Raw genomic sequence first — 18,772 nt, forward strand, 5'->3', positions numbered from 1 at the left:
TATCAGACGGATTCCAGCACAGCGGACCATACTTTCAACGCATCCACCGTCGGAGCAACATCGTGCACCCGCACAATCGCCGCACCGGACTGCACTGCAATCAGTGCCGCCGCCACACTGCCGTGCAGTCGCTCGGCTACCGGCTTATCCAAGACGGCCCCAATCATGCTCTTGCGGGACATCCCCACCAACATCGGGCACTCCAGTTTTGTAAACTGATCCAGATGTTTGAGCAGGGATAAATTATGCTGCAGCGTTTTACCAAACCCGAAACCGGGATCCAAGACAATACGTTCAGGTGCAATGCCTGCGGAACCACAGGCTTCCAGCCGGGCCTGCAAATAAGTGTAGACGTCATTCAACACGTCCTGGTAGCGGGGGTTATTCTGCATCGATTCCGGCTGCCCCTGCATGTGCATTAGGCAAACCGGCAATGCTGTATTTTTCACACATTCCAGTGCCCCGGGGCGCTCCAGTGCACGCACATCATTAATCATCCCGGCCCCCGCCGCGGCTGCTTCGCGCATGACCGCAGGTGTGCTGGTGTCCACCGAGACAACCGCATCAATTGCGCCGGCCAATGCCTCAATCACGGGCACTACCCGGTCCAGCTCTTCCTGCTCGGAAACCGGTGCCGCTCCAGGGCGCGTGGACTCCCCACCAATGTCGATAATGGCAGCCCCCTGCTCAACCATCAGCCGCGCCTGGGCCAAAGCCTCATCTTTGCAGAAGAAGCGACCGCCGTCGGAAAAGGAATCAGGAGTAACATTGAGAACACCCATCACCACAGGACGGGATAAATCCAAAAAACGGCCTCCACATTGGAGACCGTTTTCGGGCGAAGCTGGTCTGTGCATTCGCTTATCTGGGCATTAGTGAGTGTTAGCCGGATCACCAATGGAGCCGGTATTGGAATCGTCTTTTTTACCGGAAGCGGATGTATCCACTGCCTGGTTACCGCCGCTGGGGCCATCATTGGAATCGTTCCAGCCTTTCGGCGGACGCGGCTTTCGACCTTCCATTATATCTTCAATCTGGTCCGCATCGATGGTCTCGTACAACATGAGCGCCTCTGCCATCATATGCAGCTTATCCATGTTTTCATCAAGAATGCTCTTCGCCCTGTTATAGCAGTCATCAATGATCTTGCGGACCTCTACATCGATTTCCTTGGCGGTCTGACCGGATACCATTTTGCGTTGCGTGTACTGACGACCGAGGAACACTTCCCCTTCGTCCTCTTCATAACTCAGGGGGCCCATTTTTTCGGACAAACCCCATTTGGTAACCATATTGCGCGCAATCTCGGTTGCACGGTGGATGTCATTGGATGCACCGGTGGTGACGCCATCCCGGCCCAGAGTGATTTCCTCTGCAATGCGGCCACCGAACAAGGAACAAACCATGCTTTCCAGGGCCCGCTTGCTCTGACTGTATTTATCCTCTTCCGGCAAATACATGGTGACACCCAGGGCACGCCCACGGGGAATGACGCTGACTTTGTACACCGGATCATGCTCGGGCACCAGACGCCCGACAATGGCATGCCCTGCTTCGTGGTAGGCCGTATTGAGCTTTTCTTTCTCGGACATCACCATGCTCTTGCGCTCGGCACCCATCAGGATCTTGTCCTTGGCTTTCTCAAACTCGGCCATCTCCACTACCCGCTTGCTGGCGCGGGCGGCAAACAGGGCAGCCTCATTCACCAGGTTGGCCAAGTCGGCACCGGAGAAACCGGGGGTACCACGGGCAATGGCTTTAGGTTCCACATCGTCTCCCAGCGGCACTTTGCGCATGTGTACTTTCAAAATCTGCTCACGGCCACGAATGTCCGGCGCGGACACCACCACCTGGCGATCGAATCGACCGGGGCGCAACAAGGCTGAATCCAGTACATCCGGTCGGTTGGTGGCGGCAATCACAATGACACCGTCATTGGGTTCAAAACCATCCATTTCCACCAGCAACTGGTTCAGGGTTTGCTCACGCTCGTCGTGACCTCCACCCAGACCGGCACCACGGGAACGGCCCACGGCGTCGATCTCGTCGATAAAGACGATGCAAGGTGCCTGCTTTTTAGCCTGCTCGAACATGTCCCGCACCCGGGATGCACCCACCCCAACGAACATTTCAACGAAGTCGGAGCCGGATATGGTAAAGAAAGGCACCTTGGCTTCTCCGGCAATGGCTTTCGCCAGCAGGGTTTTACCTGTACCGGGAGGGCCCACCATCAGCACGCCACGGGGTATTTTACCGCCAAGCCGCTGGAACTTGCCTGGGTCCCGCAGGAACTCAACCAATTCCTGGACTTCATCCTTGGCTTCGTCGCAGCCTGCGACATCGGCAAAGGTGGTCTTGATTTGATCTTCGCTCAACAATCGGGCGCGGCTCTTGCCGAATGTCATGGGGCCGCCGCGGCCGCCGCCGCCACCCTGCATTTGACGCATAAAGAACATGAAAATGGCAACAATCAACAGAATGGGGAAACAGGCCACCAGCAACTGAGCCCAGAGGCTTTGTTTTTCAGGCGCGCGGCCCTCAATGGCGACATTGTTTTCCAGCAACATGGGCATCAGATCGATGTCCGCAATGGCGGGCAGTACGGTCTCGAATTTCTCATTGGATACTGTTCGCCCGGCTACGGTGGAGCCATCAATGACGACCTTATCCACCTGACCCGATTGCACGTATTCGACAAATTGCGAATACGGAATGGTCTGAGAACTGGTATTGGCGCTGAAATTATTAAAAACCGAAAGCAGAACAATTGCGATCACAACCCACAAAATGAGGTTTTTTGCCATATCGTTCAAGGGTTTACCCTCTCTTTTCATTCGCCGGACGACGCCGGACGAGAATACTTATTACTGCGTTTAATGAACTACATTACTACACAATAGACGCTTACACCATCTTTCGCCGGAAACAGATCACGATCCTCGAAAGCCCTTGCCCAATAGATAAACCTCCTTGGATCGAGGCCTGGAAGCCGCGGGTTTTCGGGTGATGACCTTAGCGAAATTCTGCTGCAAATCCTTGCGATATTCCTGCGAACCTTCACCCTGAAAAACTTTGACCAGAAAATCTCCGTTTTTCTTCAAAACCTGTTTCACCATATCCAGAGCCAACTCCCCCAGATACATCGCCCGCGGTTGATCCACCGCGTTCACTCCACTCATATTGGGGGCCATGTCGCAAATTACAAGGTCCACCGGGCGTTTTCCCACTAATTCAAGCAGTTGCTGGTACACGGCATCCTCCCGGAAGTCTCCCTGAAGAAACTTAACCCCGGGAATGGGGTCCATCTCCAGAATATCAGAAGCAATCACCAGGCCATGATCCCCCACCAACCTGGCCGCCATCTGGCTCCAGCCCCCGGGCGCCGCGCCCAGGTCGAGCACCGTCATACCTGGCTTTATCAGGGCATCTTTATCGTTGATTTCCAATAACTTATAGACTGCACGAGAGCGCCAGCCCTCGTCTTTGGCCCGCTGCACATAAACATCATCAAAATGTTCACGCAGCCATTTTCCGCTGGTTTTGGAACGCGACAAACTTCACCTCTGGGTTCAATACAGTGCAGAACCGCCTATTTTGCCCGATGGGCACTTGCACTGCGAATTTTTTGGTGTCCGGCCCCGGACTACTCTACAATACGCGCCCGGTGACTCTCAGGCAGGTATTCTCAGCATGGCTTTGACCCAAGATCAGAAAAAACGCTTTCGCAAATTGGCCCACCATTTGAAGCCAGTGGTTCTGGTGTCCGAAAATGGCCTGTCCGAGGGAGTAATGAATGAGCTGGACCGAGCACTGGAAGATCACGAGTTGATCAAAATTCGGGTCAATACCATGGATCGGGAGGATAAGGTGGCCATCATTAACGAGATCTGCGCCCAATGCGGAGCGGAGCTGGCTCAGGTGATCGGCAAAATGGCCGTGTTGTACCGGCCCGCCAAAAAGCAGAACCCCAAACTTTCCAATCTGGTTCGACTGCAACAGCAATAACGCCGGCTTCCAAAGTTTTTGCACAATTTGTGGATATACTGGGACAAAAGCGACTCTCAATGATCCGGTATGTCCATTCACAAGAAATTATTGCTCACCTTCATCGTCTTCAGTGGTGTACTGATCATCAGCATGGCATTGCTGGTAAAGTGGAGTTTTCAGTATAACTTTCGCGCCTATGTAAAAGAGCAGAACTTGTCCCGTCTGCAGGAGGGTGCCCTGCGTCTGGCGGATTACTATGCACAACACGGCAATTGGAACAGCCTGCAGAATGATCCGCCACAGTTGCGACAATTGATGCGCCGCCCCTCACCCCTTTCAGGTCCGCCCGGGCCACCCCTTCCTGACGAATACAGCACCAGCGCGCCGCCGCCTGCCAAGTCCATGCGTCTTTTCTTTCTCCTGGACGCTGAACACCGGTTGCTGTTGGGCAAAGCGCCGCAGCACATCCAGCCCCACCAGCTGGCCCCCATTACTGTGGGTGGCCAACCTGTGGGTTATCTTGGTTACGACCTGGACCGGCGCGTACTCAGCCACATGGACGAACGCTTCGCCCAACGGCAGGGGCGGCAGTTGCTGCTGATTTCCATCACCGGCATTATTCTGTCGCTGTTGTTCGCCTGGCCCCTGTCCCGCTTTCTGGTGGCCAGGCTGGATCAGTTGGGCCAGCAGATTCATCATCTGAGCGAAGGCCGATACGATGCGCGCGTGGCATTGAGTGGTGAGGATGAGTTATCCCGTTTAGGAACACACCTGAATCACCTGGCACTGACACTGCAACAGACGGAACAATCCCGCCGCAAGTGGGTGGCGGATATTTCCCACGAGCTGCGCACGCCACTGGCCACTTTGCGGGCACAGCTGGAAGCCATTGAAGATGGGGTGCACACCTACAATGAGCGCACCCACCAGCGCCTGGTACAGCAAACCCAACGCCTGCAGCAACTGGTGGAGGATCTCTACCAGCTGTCCCTGGCGGATGTAGGTGCGTTGCAGTACCGAAAGCAGCCCTGTGATCCCATTGCCCTGGTGCAAGACTGTGTTGAGGAGTTCCGGGACGCGTTTGCCAAAGCCGGCATCACTTTGGACACCGATATCAGGCTCACGCCCGGCCTGCGCCTGTTGGCAGATCCGCAACGCCTGCATCAACTACTGTGCAATCTGTTGGAAAACAGCCTGCGCTACACCCACCCCCCCGGCGCAGCCTTTATTCGCGCCCACCAGGACCACGATCAATTGATTATCTCCGTGGAGGACACTTCACCAGGGGTTTCAGAGGTGCAACTGAATCATCTGTTTGAGCGCTTTTATCGCGGTGAAAGCTCCCGCAACCGGGAAACCGGCGGTGCCGGCCTTGGACTGAACCTGTGCCGCAGCATCGTGGAGGCCCACGCTGGCAGCATCAGCGCCAGCGCCAGCCGCCTGGGCGGGCTTGCGGTAACGGTAACATTACCCGTGAGGACAGCATGACCAGAGTGTTGATCGTTGAGGACGAAAAGGATCTGGCCGATCTGCTGACCGATTATCTGCAGCACCATCAGATCGATTCACAACAGGTTGCCGATGGCAATAACGTCATAGCATACTTTCTGGGTTACCAACCGGACCTGATTCTGCTGGATCTGATGCTGCCCAATAAAGATGGGCTGACACTGTGTAAAGAGATCCGCGCGCAAAGCCAGGTGCCGATTATTATGGTAACGGCGAAAGTGGAGGAGATTGACCGCCTGCTTGGCCTGGAGCTGGGGGCTGACGACTACATTTGCAAGCCCTACAGCCCACGGGAAGTGGTGGCCCGTATCAAAGCCGTCCTGCGGCGTTCAACCACGATTTCTCCACCGCCGGAGGCAAGCCACGGGCCTTTGGTGATGGACCCTGATTCATTGAGTGCCCAACTCTTTGGCGCACCATTGACACTCACCAGCGTAGAATTCAGGTTACTGCAAACCCTGAGCGAACACCCGCACCGTATTTTCAGCCGCGACCAACTGATGGACCGCATGTACCAGGACCGTCGTGTGGTCAATGACCGCACCATCGATTCCCATATCAACAAACTGCGCAAAAAACTCAGTGTTGCCTGTCCTCACTGTGAGGTCGTTCATTCCGTATACGGTGTCGGCTACAAATTTGAACTTCCACAATCTTTGGATAATTGATGTGATTTTTCTGCATCATGCTTCGCAATACTGTATTGGAAACCAAACACACCAGGAGCAAATCAATGAGAACCCTTATCGCACTTATCATCAGCACCGTCATAGCCATCCCGGTATTGGCCATGCCTCCGGGCGACGGCAGCCAAATGCTCAAAGGCATGACCCGGCAACTGAATTTAACCGATGAACAACAGGCTCAGGTAAAGGCCATTCTGGAATCCAAAAAAGCGGAAATGGAGGCCATTCGGGCGCAGATGCAAACATTGCACGCGCAGACCAACGCTGAAATCAAAACCGTGCTGAATCCAGAACAAATCAAAAAGTTCGAAACAATGCAGGAAAAACGCAGGGAGCGCTTCGAAAACAAACGCGAACACCATGAACGCGGCTATCAGAAATAAGAACAGGAGCCACCTTCAGCCGACTTCTTAACCTGCTTTACGCCGCGCACTGCGGCGTTTTTTTATTCCCGGCTACGTCTAACGGCAAAATAGGCCAGGCCGGATAACGCCTGCACCACCGCCACCGCATTCGCCATTGCTCCCACTGCGGGAACATGCAGGCTCGCCAACATTCCCAGAGCGCTCAGACCAACCGGCATCAGCGCACACCACTGCATCCATGATACGGCAACCTGAGCGCGCTGCATCCACAACAAAACCAGCAAGACCAGGGTCAGCCCGGATACCGTCAACCACTGCATTTTGTATACGGCCAATGGCACGCCAGCGGGCACCTGACTGTCATAAAATGGCAGCCATACCAGCACGAACAACCAGACGGCCCCAAGCAACAGGACTTCTATTGCCTGCAGCAGAAAGCGCGGTGTTAAATCGCGCTCCCCTGATTGCGGTGCTTGCGGTTGGAGTGGGATTTTCTGCATGGAACACGCACAAAGAAAAGGGCGGTTGCCCGCCCTTTTCTTATATGTGCTTTACCTTGATTATCTCGTACACCACAGTTCCCCCGGGTGTGTCGACAGCGACTTCATCCCCTTCCATTTTACCGATGAGGCCACGGGCAATGGGCGAGTTAACCGACAGTTTCCCCTGTTTGATATCCGCCTCGTCATCACCGACCACCTGGAAGGTCTTCTCCTGATCTTTATCCACATCATACAGATCAACGGTGACACCAAAGATCACCTTACCACTGTTGTCGATCTTGGAGATGTCGATGATCTGGGCATTGCCCAACTTACCTTCTATCTCCATGATTCGGCCTTCAACAAACCCCTGCTCCTCTCGGGCAGCGTGGTATTCCGCGTTTTCCTTAAGATCGCCGTGCTCACGGGCCTCGGCAATGGCCGCCACGATTCGTGGCCGTTCCACCCGCTTCAGATGATCCAGTTCTTGTCGTAACTTTTCCGCGCCATTCACGGTCATTGGAAATCGATTCATGCTAGTAACTCCGCGTGTAAATCCTGTAATCGTCGAACCACTATCTCCACATCTGAATTCAACGCCGCACAGATGGCCTGCGCGCCAGCGATGGTTGTGGTATAGGCCACTTTATTCTGCAGCGCTTCACGGCGAATATGATAAGAATCCGCCACCGCCTGGGTACCTTCAGTGGTGTTGACGATCAGATCTACATCTTTGTTCTTGATAGCATCCACAATATGCGGACGCCCTTCTTTCACTTTATTGATCTGTTTTACTTCCAGACCGGCGTCTTTGATCATCCGCGCCGTGCCGCCGGTGGCCACCAACTTAAAGCCAAGTTCGGTGAGCTGACGGGCCACGTCGACGGCCGCGGGTTTATCGCTCTCACGCACACTGATAAAGACAGTGCCTTTGGTGGGGAGTTTCTCGCCTGCGCCCAGGGAAGCCTTACCGAAAGCTTCACCGAACTCATCACCCACGCCCATCACTTCACCTGTGGATTTCATTTCCGGCCCCAGAATCGGATCAACACCCTGGAACTTGGCGAAGGGAAACACGGCCTCTTTAACAAAGTAGTGCTTGGGTACAATTTCGGTGGTGAAACCCTGTTCCTGCAATGAGGTTCCCGCCATACAACGTGCGGCCACTTTTGCCAGGGACACGCCGATACACTTGGATACGAACGGCACGGTACGGGAAGCCCTGGGATTCACTTCCAACACATAAACTTCGTTACGCTTGACCGCAAACTGAACGTTCATCAGCCCCACCACACCCAACTCCAGGGCCATTTTGCGGGACTGCTCACGCATGATGTCCTGCACGTCCTGATTCAGGTTATAGGGAGGCAGCGAACAGGCGGAATCGCCAGAATGCACACCGGCCTGCTCAATATGCTGCATCAAACCACCGATAACCACCTGCTTGCCATCGGATACGGCGTCCATGTCCACTTCGATGGCATCATCCAGAAACCGATCCAGCAACACCGGCGCATCGTTGGATACGCTGACCGCCTCAGTCATATAGCGACGCAGCTCGGATTCCTTATACACAATCTCCATGGCGCGACCACCCAGCACATAGGAAGGACGAACCACCAGCGGATAGCCGATTTCCTCAGCGTAGCGCACGGCTTCTTCCGTGGAGCGGGCCGTTCTGTTGGGCGGCTGGCGCAACTTTAAGCGTTCGATCATCTGCTGGAATCGTTCACGGTCTTCCGCACGGTCAATGGCATCCGGGGTGGTGCCAATGATGGGCACACCGGCCGCTTCCAGATCGCGGGCCAGTTTCAGGGGTGTCTGACCGCCGAACTGGACGATAACCCCTTTCGGCTTTTCCAGATTCACGATGGCCAGCACATCTTCAAGGGTAACCGGCTCGAAGTACAAGCGATCGGAGGTGTCATAATCCGTGGATACTGTTTCGGGATTGCAGTTCACCATAATGGTTTCATAGCCATCATCCCGCATGGCCAGGGCCGCATGCACACAGCAATAATCGAATTCGATGCCCTGACCAATTCGGTTAGGACCACCACCCAGCACCATGATTTTGTCACGGTTACTGGGTTCAGCTTCGCACTCTTCCTCGTAAGTCGAGTACATATACGCAGTGGTGGTCGCAAACTCGGCTGCACAGGTATCGACGCGCTTGTAAACGGGTTTGATGCCCATTTCCTCACGGCGCTTACGCACCTGTTTTTCGGACACACCCAACAGTTTGGACAGACGGGCGTCCGAGAATCCTTTACGTTTCAGTTGCCAGAAGCGGTCTCTGGTCATATCACCGATGGCAGATTTCACCAGCATCAGCTCGTCGCGAATGATGTCCTCGATCTGCACCAGATACCAGGGGTCAATACCGGTGCACTGGTACACTTCATCAATGCTCATGCCGGCCCGGAAGGCATCACCCAGCACCCAGATCCGATTCGGGCCGGGGTTTTTCAGCAGGTTCAGCAGCTGATCCCGCACATCATCGGCTTCCAGATCCAGGTACGGATCAAAACCATCGGCACCCACTTCCAGGCCGCGCAGCGCTTTTTGCATTGACTCCTGGAAGGTGCGGCCGATCGCCATCACTTCGCCCACGGATTTCATCTGAGTGGTAAGCGTGGGGGTGGATTTGACGAACTTTTCAAAATTGAAGCGCGGTATTTTCGTCACCACGTAATCAATGGAAGGCTCAAAAGATGCCGGAGTATTGCCGCCGGTAATGTCGTTTTGCAGCTCATCCAGGGTGTAGCCCACCGCCAGCTTGGCCGCCACCTTGGCAATGGGAAAGCCGGTTGCCTTGGAGGCCAGCGCCGAAGAGCGCGACACCCGCGGGTTCATTTCAATCACCACCAGGCGGCCGGTGTTGGGACACATGCCGAACTGCACGTTGGAACCACCGGTTTCCACGCCGATCTCACGCAGTACAGCCAATGAGGCATCCCGCAGGATCTGGTATTCCTTATCGGTGAGAGTCTGAGCCGGGGCAACGGTGATGGAGTCACCGGTATGAACACCCATGGGATCGAAATTTTCAATGGAACAGACAATGATGCAGTTGTCGTTTTTATCCCGCACCACTTCCATTTCATACTCTTTCCAGCCAATGAGGGATTCATCAATCAGCAATTCATTGGTGGGTGACAAATCCAGGCCACGCTCACAGATTTCCACAAATTCATCGCGGTTATAGGCAATCCCGCCACCGGACCCCCCCATGGTAAAAGAGGGGCGGATAATGCAGGGAAAACCCAGCACATCCAGTACCTGCAGGGCTTCTTCCATACTGTGGGCGATCTGAGCCCGCGGTGTTTCCAGACCAATGGACTTCATGGCTTTATCAAAGCGCTCACGGTCTTCTGCTTTATCGATGGCATCCTGGGTGGCACCGATCAACTCCACACCGAATTGCTCCAGCACACCTTTTTTGGCCAGATCCAGAGCACAGTTCAGTGCTGTTTGCCCACCCATGGTGGGCAGCAGGGCATCGGGGCGCTCCTGCTCGATGACCTTGGCCACGGTTTTCCATTCCACCGGTTCGATATAGGTGGCATCCGCCATGGCGGGATCAGTCATGATTGTGGCCGGGTTGGAATTCACCAGAATGACGCGGAACCCCTCTTCCCGCAGGGCTTTACAGGCTTGCGCGCCGGAGTAGTCAAATTCGCAGGCCTGCCCGATCACAATGGGACCGGCACCCAGAATCAAAATACTTTGTATGTCAGTACGTTTTGGCATTGCATCCTACCGTTGCGTTAATTGGCTTGCTTGGCGCGTTCCTGCATCAGTTCGACAAAATGATCGAACAGAGGTGCAGCATCATGGGGGCCGGGGCTGGCTTCCGGGTGACCCTGAAAACTGAATGCGGGCTTATCTGTGCGATGAATCCCCTGTAGGGAGCCATCGAACAATGAACGATGAGTGGCCCGCAGATTATCAGGCAGGGTATCTTCATCAGCGGCAAAGCCGTGATTCTGGCTGGTGATCAGCACAGTCTTATCATCCAGATTCTGCACCGGGTGATTGGCCCCGTGGTGACCGAATTTCATTTTCACGGTTTTGGCACCACTGGCCAACGCCAACAGCTGATGACCCAGACAGATCCCGAATACCGGTATATCGGTTTCCAGAATCTCTTTGATGGCTTTGATGGCGTAGTCGCAGGGTTCCGGATCACCGGGACCGTTGGATAAAAAGATGCCGTCCGGATTCATGGCCAGCACATCGCTGGCAGGGGTTTGCGCCGGCACCACGGTGAGCTCGCAACCGCGATCCACCAGCATACGCAGAATATTGCGCTTCACCCCGTAGTCATAGGCCACCACCTTGTATTGGCCAGCCTCATGACGGGCATGACCCTTACCCCAGGACCAGGATCCTTCAGCCCAGAAATAGGGTTCGGAAACCGTCACTTCCTTAGCCAAATCCATGCCTTTAAGGCCACCAAAGCCCCGGGCAGCCGCCAGAGCCACCTCTTCATCCACATCACCGGCCATTATGCAGCCGCCCAATGCGCCTTTCTCCCGCAGGATTCGGGTCAGCTTGCGGGTGTCGATATCGGCGATACCCACCACGCCGTTATCACGCAGGTATTCATCCAGATTCTTCTGGCGCCGCCAGTTGCTGGCCATTAACGGCAGGTTCCGGATGATGAGGCCAGCCGCCCAAATCTGGCGGGATTCCTCGTCCTCCTCGGTGACGCCGGTATTGCCAATGTGGGGATAGGTCAGGGTGACCATCTGGCGGGCATAGGATGGGTCGGTCAGGATTTCCTGATAGCCGGTCATCGCAGTATTAAAAACTACTTCGCCTACGGATTGCCCGTCGGCTCCAATGGATACACCCCGAAACAGGGTGCCGTCTTCTAGGGCCAAAATGGCTGGTTTGTTCAAGCCAACCTCCATTGCTGGTCGATGCGGGTGCTAAGTTCGATGTTACGGCAACTCGTTCACCAGTTGCAAAAAAGCGGAATAGATTCAAAGAGATCCATCCCGCTTTGTTGATTCTGTTACTGGCTTGATCAGGTGCTTGGTGTGATATGGCGGCTTTTTCACCCTCTGAAAAACGCCAGGCCGAACACGAGCGGGCTTGATACAGCGAACTGCTAAGCCTTGCTTAAGGTCGGTTGGTGAGTGATTGGATGAAGAACCGCTCCACCATGGAGCTGATCGGGCGCTATTTTATCGAATTGGAGGTATGGCGTCTATTGCTTTGTGGCATTCGGCACACTGCCACACCACCAGATCCCATTTCTGCTGCAATTGACCGCCTGTAACGGGGTTCACCCCTTAACAGCAGGCGGTAGCAGCAGGCAGGCCCGCTTAATACCCGCCGGCTGCAAAGGGGTAAAAGCGCTGTTAGCGCAAACCCAGCACGTCCTGCATATCAAACAAGCCGGGTTCTTTGTCACCCAGCCAGCGGCAGGCCCGCACGGCACCCCGGGCGAAATTCATCCGGCTGGTAGCCTTATGGGTGATTTCAACCCGCTCACCATCGGCCGCAAACATCACCGTGTGCTCGCCAACAATGTCGCCGGCGCGCACCGTGGCAAAACCGATCGTATCCCGATCGCGGGGGCCTTCCTGCCCTTCCCGACCGTACACTGCCACCTTGTTCAAGTCCCGCCCCAGGGTATCGGCTACCACTTCACCCATGCGCAGCGCCGTACCGGAGGGAGCATCCACTTTGTGGCGGTGATGGGCTTCCACCACCTCGATATCCACTTCATCGCCCAACACCCGGGCGGCGATTTCCAACAGCTTGAAGCACAGATTCACCCCCATGCTCATATTGGGAGCAAACATAATGGCGGTTTTGCCCGCCGCTTGCGCCAGCCTGGCCTTTTCCTCATCACTGAGCCCGGTGGTACCAATGGCCATCTTCTTGCCGTGCCGGGCACAGAACTCGGCATTGGCCACCGTGGCAGCCGGCGCCGTAAAATCGATTAACACATCGAAATCATCTTTCACGGCTTCCAGGCTGTCTGCAACCGTGACACCCAGCTTGCCAATGGCCGCCAGCTCCCCGGCATCGGAGCCGATCAGGGAGTTGCCGGGGCGGTCAATGGCGGCGGTGAGGGTGACACCCTCACCTTCGGTGACAGCCTGGATCAGGGCGCGCCCCATGCGGCCCGCTGCGCCGATGACGGCGACTCGTACGTCGGAATTGCTCACGTTGATTCCTTTGTATGGATACTAAATCAGGTTTAATCGTAATCGGCTAGATCGCTACAGGAAGAGAAGATACCTTCCCCAGAACACGCCGTAAACCCATCCCTGGGGGCTTCACAACCGCATCCCTGCGGTTGGGAGTTCTGGGGAAGGTATCTTCTCTTCCTTACGCTATCACTTCATAGCATGCTCAGTGGCAGCCAACCTCTATGGCAAATGCGATGATAAAGGCCATCGCCGTCATGAGCGCCGGGAAGACAAGGCGAGAGCCGGCCCGCTTACAACATGTCGTCGAAGAAAGACTTCACCCCATCAAACCAACCACTCTTTTTCGGTGACTGGCGGTGACCTTCCTTTTCCAGGCTTTCCTGGAACTGCTTAAGCAGCTCTTTCTGATCCTTCGACAGGTTAACCGGTGTTTCAATGATAACCCGGCACAACAGATCGCCGGCATTGCCACCGCGCACCGGTGTAACGCCTTTGCCCCGCAAACGGAACAATTTACCGGTCTGGGTTTCGGATGGAATTTTCAGTTTTACGCGGCCATCCAAAGTCGGCACTTCCAGCTCACCACCCAAGGCAGCATCGACGAAACTGATGGGCACTTCGGTATAAAGATCCTTGCCTTCACGACGGAAGATGGAATGATCACGCACCGCCACCTGCACATACAGATCACCGGCCGGGCCTCCATTGAGCCCCGCCTCACCCTCACCGGCCAGGCGAATACGGTCGCCGGTATCCACACCCGGGGGAATTTTTACCGACAAGGTTTTGCGCTTTTCTTTACGGCCCTGGCCATGACAATCGGAACAGGGATCCTTGATGATTTTGCCCTGGCCGCGACACGCCGGACAGGTCTGCTGCACCGAGAAAAAGCCCTGTTGCATGCGCACCTGACCCACGCCACCGCAGGTATTACAGGTGACCGGGTTAGTGCCTTTTTTGGCACCGGAACCATCACAGGTATCGCAATGCACCATAGTGGGAACCCGGATCTCAACACTGGTGCCTTTAACCGCCTCTTCCAGATCCAGTTCCAGGGTATAGCGCAAATCCGAGCCGCGGTTGTTGCGGCTGCCACCGCGTCCACCACCACCGCCAAAGATATCCCCGAACACATCTCCGAATATATCGCTGAAGCTGGCGCCGGCGCCGGCACCGGCGTGGAAGCCACCGCCACCCATGTTGGGATCAACACCGGCATGACCGTATTGGTCATAGGCGGCCTTTTTCTGTTCGTCGGAAAGCACTTCGTAAGCTTCGGTGGCTTCCTTGAATTTCGCCTCCGCCTCTTTGTCGTCCGGGTTACGGTCGGGATGATATTTCATGGCCAGCTTACGATAGGCTTTTTTAATATCCTGCGCACTGGCGCCCTTGCTTACCCCGAGTACTTCGTAAAAATCTCTTTTCGACATGCGTTCAGACCAATTAGATGAAATGAATGGTGCGAATTATACCTTTGTCGGAACCGGGTGTCCGACACAAGAGCGCGGAGACAGTGCTCCGCGACCCGATAATGCCGTTGGCAAGAACAGCAGCTGGGGAGCGGCGAACTCACACCGAATTCGCCGCTCCGGTACTGCTTACTTCTTGCTGTCGTCCACTTCTTCGAACTCGGCGTCTACCGCGTCGTCAGCGGAGCCTTTCTCAGCCGCTCCAGCATCCGCCGCCGCGTCAGTGGCTTCAGCGCCACCCTGAGCCTGCTGTTCGGCGTAGAGCCGCTGCGCCAGACCGGAGGAAGCTTCCGTCAGCTCCTTGGTCTTGGCTTCGATGGCGTCCTTGTCATCACCCTTCAGGGCTTCTTCCAGTGCCGTGATGGCGGACTCGATGGCGGTTTTCTCTTCCGGTTGAACTTTGTCAGCGGCATCTTCCAGCGTCTTTTTGGTGGCGTGGATCATGCCATCAGCCTGGTTGCGAACCGTCACCAGCTCTTCGAACTTGCGATCTTCCTCGGCGTGGGATTCTGCATCCCGCACCATTTGATCAATCTCATCATCGCTCAGACCGGAAGAGGCCTTGATCACGATGGACTGCTCTTTGCCGGTGGCCTTGTCCTTCGCGCTGACGTTCAGAATACCGTTGGCATCAATATCGAAGGTAACTTCAATTTGCGGCATGCCCCGCGGTGCCGGCGGAATGTCCGCCAGATCAAAGCGACCCAGTGATTTGTTCTGGGAAGCCTGCTTACGCTCACCCTGGCACACGTGCACGGTTACGGCTGTCTGGTTGTCGTCCGCGGTAGAGAAGATCTGCGATTTCTTGGTCGGAATCGTAGTGTTCTTCTCGATCAGCGGCGTCATCACTCCACCCATGGTTTCGATACCCAGGGTCAGGGGTGTTACGTCCAGCAGCAGTACGTCTTTTACATCTCCGGCCAGTACCGCAGCCTGGATGGAAGCACCCACGGCTACCGCTTCATCCGGGTTTACATCCTTGCGGGGTTCCTTGCCGAAGAAATCTTTTACCTTCTGTTGAACCAGAGGCATACGGGTCTGACCGCCCACAAGAATTACTTCATTGATATCGGACGCTTTCAAACCGGCATCCTTCAACGCGGTTTCGCAGGGCTTCAGGGAATCTTCCACCATTTTCTCAACCAGCGATTCCAGCTTGGCGCGGGTCAACTTGATGTTCAAGTGTTTCGGGCCGGAAGCATCCGCCGTGATGTAAGGCAGGTTCACTTCAGTCTGCTGGCTGGAAGACAACTCGATCTTGGCTTTCTCTGCGGCTTCTTTCAGGCGCTGCAGGGCCAAAGGATCGTTGTGCAGATCGATGCCGGAATCCTTCTGGAAGGTATCCGCTAAATATTCGATCAGGCGCAGGTCGAAATCCTCACCACCCAGGTGGGTGTCACCGTTGGTGGCCAGTACTTCAAACTGGTGCTCGCCATCCACTTCGGCGATTTCGATGATGGAAATATCGAAGGTACCACCACCCAGGTCATAAACCGCCACCACGGAATCACCGCGCTTCTTGTCCATACCGTAAGCCAGTGCGGCGGCGGTAGGCTCGTTGATGATGCGCTTCACATCCAGACCGGCGATACGGCCGGCATCTTTGGTGGCCTGACGCTGACTGTCGTTGAAGTAGGCAGGTACCGTGATCACCGCTTCGGTGACCGCTTCACCCAGATAGTCTTCGGCGGTCTTCTTCATTTTCTTCAGAATTTCCGCAGACACCTGAGGGGGCGCCATCTTTTTGCCGTGGGCTTCCACCCAGGCATCACCATTGTCGGACTTGATGATCTTGAAGGGGGCGCGCTTCAAATCTTTCTGCACTTCGTTGTCAGTGAACTTGCGTCCGATCAGACGCTTCACCGCAAACAAGGTGTTGTGGGGGTTGGTCACCGCCTGACGTTTGGCGGATTGACCCACCAGGATCTCCCCATCTTCGTTGTAGGCAATGATGGAAGGAGTGGTACGATCACCTTCGCTGTTCTCGATAACCTTGGGCTTGTCACCCTCCATTACCGCTACGCACGAGTTGGTTGTACCCAGGTCGATGCCGATAATTTTACCCATTTTAAACTCTCCGCTGCTTTGCTCGATTCAGGCTGTCTAAGCCCTTAACGGTTCTGTAAATGAAACTTTTTTGCCTGAGGGCCGGCCCTTGCATTTGGCCTTACCCCTTGTCTGGTTACCTAGATGGGGGCTTGCCCCACCTTTTCAAGTGCTTATCCTGATAACTTGTCTGAAATTCAGGGCATTTGCCTTACGGCGCCTTTGACACCACCACCATGGCCGGACGCACCAACCGCCCTTTCAACACATAGCCTTTTTGCATCACTGCCATCACGGAATTGGGCTCCATGTCCGGGTTGGGCACCATGGACATGGCCTGGTGAAATTCCGGGTTGAAGGGCTCACCCATGGGATTGAGTTGCTCAATACCGTGCTTGCCCAGGGTATCCACGAACATTTTCAGGGTCAGCTCAACCCCGTCCCGCATGGCCTTGACCGCTTCGTTCTCCAGGTTTTCTGCGGCCTCCAGGGCACGCTCCAGACTGTCGATCACGGGCAGTAAATCGGATGAGAACTTATCCAGCGCGAATTTGTGGGCATTTTCCACGTCCCGCTCTGCGCGGCGACGGATATTCTGCACTTCCGCCTGAGCCCGTATTACAGAATCCGACTGCTCGGTGACTTTGGCCTGCAATGCCGCCACCTCTTCCATCAGTGACTCCACGGTCGGAGCTTCCAGATTCTCAACCGGTTCCGCCTGCTGGGCCTCGGTGGCCTGCTCAACGGATGCCTGCTCCACACCCTCCTGCTGAGGCTGCTCTTCATCCTGTGGGCGCGTGGCTTCTTCGTTGGACATACAAATTCTCCAAACAAAACAAAAGGTTATCCAAACCGCTGCGAAATAGCGGCAAGATTCTAACAAAAATTTGAAGGCTATATGGGGGTTAACTGGCGGGCTTCAAGGCCGCCGAGAGAATTTTTGCTGTTAAATCAACCATGGGAATGACTTTCTGGTAGGGCATTCGGGTGGGGCCGATCACCGCCAGCACCCCCAGCACCTCATCCTCGGTGCCATAAGGCGACGAGATCAGGCTGCACTCGTCCAGCATTTCATAGCCGGACTCCTGACCGATGTAAATTTGAATACCATCCGCACTGACACAGTGATCCATAAGATCCAGCAGATCCCGCTTGCGCTGGAAGGCATCGAACAACTCCCGCAAGCGATCCACGCCCTGCTCATCGGCCATGGCCAGCAGGTTCGACTGGCCGGACACAACGCACTCCGGCTGCCCGCTGGGCTGGAAACTCTGGCCCGCCACTTCAATCACCGTCTGCATCAGGGAATCCATACGCACCTTGTCATCCCGCATGGCGGCCAGCAGCCGATCCCGGATCGCGCCCAGGGGGTTGCCGATAAAGTGCTGATTGAGATAGTTGGCTGCCTGCTGCAATTCAGATTCATTGTAGCGGCGATTGGTGGTAATGATCCGGTTCTGCACCTCGCGATCATTGAGCACCAGGATCACCAGCACCCGCTTGCCTTCCAGCGGCAGAAACTCAACCTGGCGCAGGCTGGACCGATCGCTTTTGGGCACCATCACAATACCCGCCATGGAGGTCAGATCCGACAGCACCTCAGAGGCTTCCTCCATCAATGCCTGGGGGGTTTTATCGGGTAACAGGCGCTGCTTGACCTGATCCACGTTCTCCCGCCCCGGTGAGGACACCGTCAGCATGGTGTCCACAAACATGCGATAACCCAGGGAGGTGGGTACGCGGCCGGCGGAGGTGTGCGGAGAATGGATCAGGCCCCGCTCCTCGAGCTGGGCCATCACATTGCGAATGGTGGCCGGGCTGGCGGAATTGACCATGGACTGGGCAATGGCCTTGGAGCCCACCGGCTCGCCATCGCGGATATAACGCTCCACCAGCGCTTTCAGCACTTCTTCGGCACGATCCACCTTTGGTCGCATCTGGGCCCCGTCACATGATTGAAAATCAGCAGTAATTTTTGATTCTAGCGCGCCTTTGACGATGGCGACAAGCCACCAATTTCCCTATCATGGTGGCACACTCCCAGGATCAACCAGG

General features: G+C 55.4%; 17 protein-coding genes. 5 read left to right on the plus strand and 12 right to left on the minus strand.

Annotated features, from left to right (window positions below; all coding sequences use genetic code 11):
* Positions 1–2: 2 nt before the first annotated feature.
* The 3 genes from folP to rlmE all read right to left on the minus strand — a co-directional run bounded on the left by folP (position 3) and on the right by rlmE (position 3,554).
* Positions 3–857 (minus strand): dihydropteroate synthase, encoded by an 855-nt coding sequence (gene folP, locus D9N13_RS19600; RefSeq protein ID WP_290593496.1) that lies wholly within the window; start codon positions 855–857, stop codon positions 3–5.
* A gap of 15 nt (positions 858–872) precedes the next feature.
* Positions 873–2,813, minus strand: coding sequence for an ATP-dependent zinc metalloprotease FtsH (gene ftsH, locus D9N13_RS19605; protein ID WP_411268192.1), 1,941 nt, complete (start codon positions 2,811–2,813; stop codon positions 873–875).
* Positions 2,814–2,930: 117 nt separating this feature from the next.
* On the minus strand, positions 2,931–3,554 hold the full coding sequence (rlmE, locus tag D9N13_RS19610; RefSeq protein WP_290593498.1) for a 23S rRNA (uridine(2552)-2'-O)-methyltransferase RlmE: 624 nt from the start codon (positions 3,552–3,554) through the stop codon (positions 2,931–2,933).
* A gap of 136 nt (positions 3,555–3,690) precedes the next feature.
* On the opposite strand from rlmE, the gene yhbY reads away from it, so the two are divergent.
* From yhbY to D9N13_RS19630, 4 genes are all read left to right on the plus strand, one after another.
* Entirely contained in the window at positions 3,691–4,005 is a 315-nt protein-coding gene (gene yhbY, locus D9N13_RS19615; protein WP_290593500.1) for a ribosome assembly RNA-binding protein YhbY, read from the plus strand.
* 69 nt (positions 4,006–4,074) lie between these two features.
* Positions 4,075–5,475 (plus strand): ATP-binding protein, encoded by a 1,401-nt coding sequence (locus D9N13_RS19620; RefSeq protein WP_290593502.1) that lies wholly within the window; start codon positions 4,075–4,077, stop codon positions 5,473–5,475.
* Entirely contained in the window at positions 5,472–6,164 is a 693-nt protein-coding gene (locus D9N13_RS19625; RefSeq protein ID WP_290593505.1) for a response regulator, read from the plus strand. Before D9N13_RS19620 ends, D9N13_RS19625 begins: the two co-directional genes overlap by 4 nt.
* 65 nt (positions 6,165–6,229) lie before the next feature.
* Positions 6,230–6,565 (plus strand): Spy/CpxP family protein refolding chaperone, encoded by a 336-nt coding sequence (locus D9N13_RS19630; RefSeq protein ID WP_290593507.1) that lies wholly within the window; start codon positions 6,230–6,232, stop codon positions 6,563–6,565.
* 62 nt (positions 6,566–6,627) lie between these two features.
* Here the strand turns inward: D9N13_RS19630 and D9N13_RS19635 are convergent, their stop codons facing one another.
* Genes D9N13_RS19635 through carA form a run of 4 tightly spaced genes read right to left on the minus strand, consistent with a single transcriptional unit; the run spans position 6,628 to position 11,936 of the window.
* Complete coding sequence (locus D9N13_RS19635; RefSeq protein ID WP_290593509.1) at positions 6,628–7,047, minus strand: hypothetical protein; 420 nt, start codon at positions 7,045–7,047, stop codon at positions 6,628–6,630.
* 40 nt (positions 7,048–7,087) lie between these two features.
* Positions 7,088–7,564, minus strand: a complete 477-nt coding sequence (gene greA, locus D9N13_RS19640; protein ID WP_290593511.1) for a transcription elongation factor GreA — start codon at positions 7,562–7,564, stop codon at positions 7,088–7,090.
* Positions 7,561–10,782 carry a carbamoyl-phosphate synthase large subunit gene (gene carB / locus D9N13_RS19645; RefSeq protein WP_290593514.1) on the minus strand — a complete coding sequence of 1,074 codons (3,222 nt, stop codon included), beginning with the start codon at positions 10,780–10,782 and terminating at the stop codon, positions 7,561–7,563. The genes greA and carB overlap by 4 nt, the downstream gene beginning before the upstream one ends.
* 17 nt (positions 10,783–10,799) lie before the next feature.
* On the minus strand, positions 10,800–11,936 hold the full coding sequence (gene carA / locus D9N13_RS19650; RefSeq protein WP_290593516.1) for a glutamine-hydrolyzing carbamoyl-phosphate synthase small subunit: 1,137 nt from the start codon (positions 11,934–11,936) through the stop codon (positions 10,800–10,802).
* A gap of 236 nt (positions 11,937–12,172) precedes the next feature.
* Here carA and D9N13_RS19655 point away from each other — a divergent pair, with 236 nt between their 5' ends.
* On the plus strand, positions 12,173–12,319 hold the full coding sequence (locus D9N13_RS19655; RefSeq protein WP_290593518.1) for a hypothetical protein: 147 nt from the start codon (positions 12,173–12,175) through the stop codon (positions 12,317–12,319).
* Positions 12,320–12,401: 82 nt separating this feature from the next.
* Here D9N13_RS19655 and dapB read toward each other — a convergent pair whose 3' ends face one another.
* The 5 genes from dapB to hrcA all read right to left on the minus strand — a co-directional run bounded on the left by dapB (position 12,402) and on the right by hrcA (position 18,654).
* A complete protein-coding gene (gene dapB, locus D9N13_RS19660; protein ID WP_290593520.1) occupies positions 12,402–13,217 on the minus strand; it encodes a 4-hydroxy-tetrahydrodipicolinate reductase in 816 nt (271 codons plus the stop codon).
* A gap of 275 nt (positions 13,218–13,492) precedes the next feature.
* A complete protein-coding gene (dnaJ, locus tag D9N13_RS19665; protein ID WP_290593522.1) occupies positions 13,493–14,632 on the minus strand; it encodes a molecular chaperone DnaJ in 1,140 nt (379 codons plus the stop codon).
* Positions 14,633–14,800: 168 nt separating this feature from the next.
* Positions 14,801–16,738, minus strand: coding sequence for a molecular chaperone DnaK (gene dnaK, locus D9N13_RS19670; RefSeq protein WP_290593524.1), 1,938 nt, complete (start codon positions 16,736–16,738; stop codon positions 14,801–14,803).
* Positions 16,739–16,928: 190 nt separating this feature from the next.
* Positions 16,929–17,534 carry a nucleotide exchange factor GrpE gene (gene grpE, locus D9N13_RS19675; RefSeq protein WP_290593526.1) on the minus strand — a complete coding sequence of 202 codons (606 nt, stop codon included), beginning with the start codon at positions 17,532–17,534 and terminating at the stop codon, positions 16,929–16,931.
* Positions 17,535–17,622: 88 nt separating this feature from the next.
* Positions 17,623–18,654 (minus strand): heat-inducible transcriptional repressor HrcA, encoded by a 1,032-nt coding sequence (gene hrcA / locus D9N13_RS19680; RefSeq protein ID WP_290593528.1) that lies wholly within the window; start codon positions 18,652–18,654, stop codon positions 17,623–17,625.
* Positions 18,655–18,772 lie beyond the last annotated feature (118 nt).

This window comes from Ketobacter sp. GenoA1 (assembly GCF_003671475.1).
Taxonomy (GTDB): domain Bacteria; phylum Pseudomonadota; class Gammaproteobacteria; order Pseudomonadales; family Ketobacteraceae; genus Ketobacter.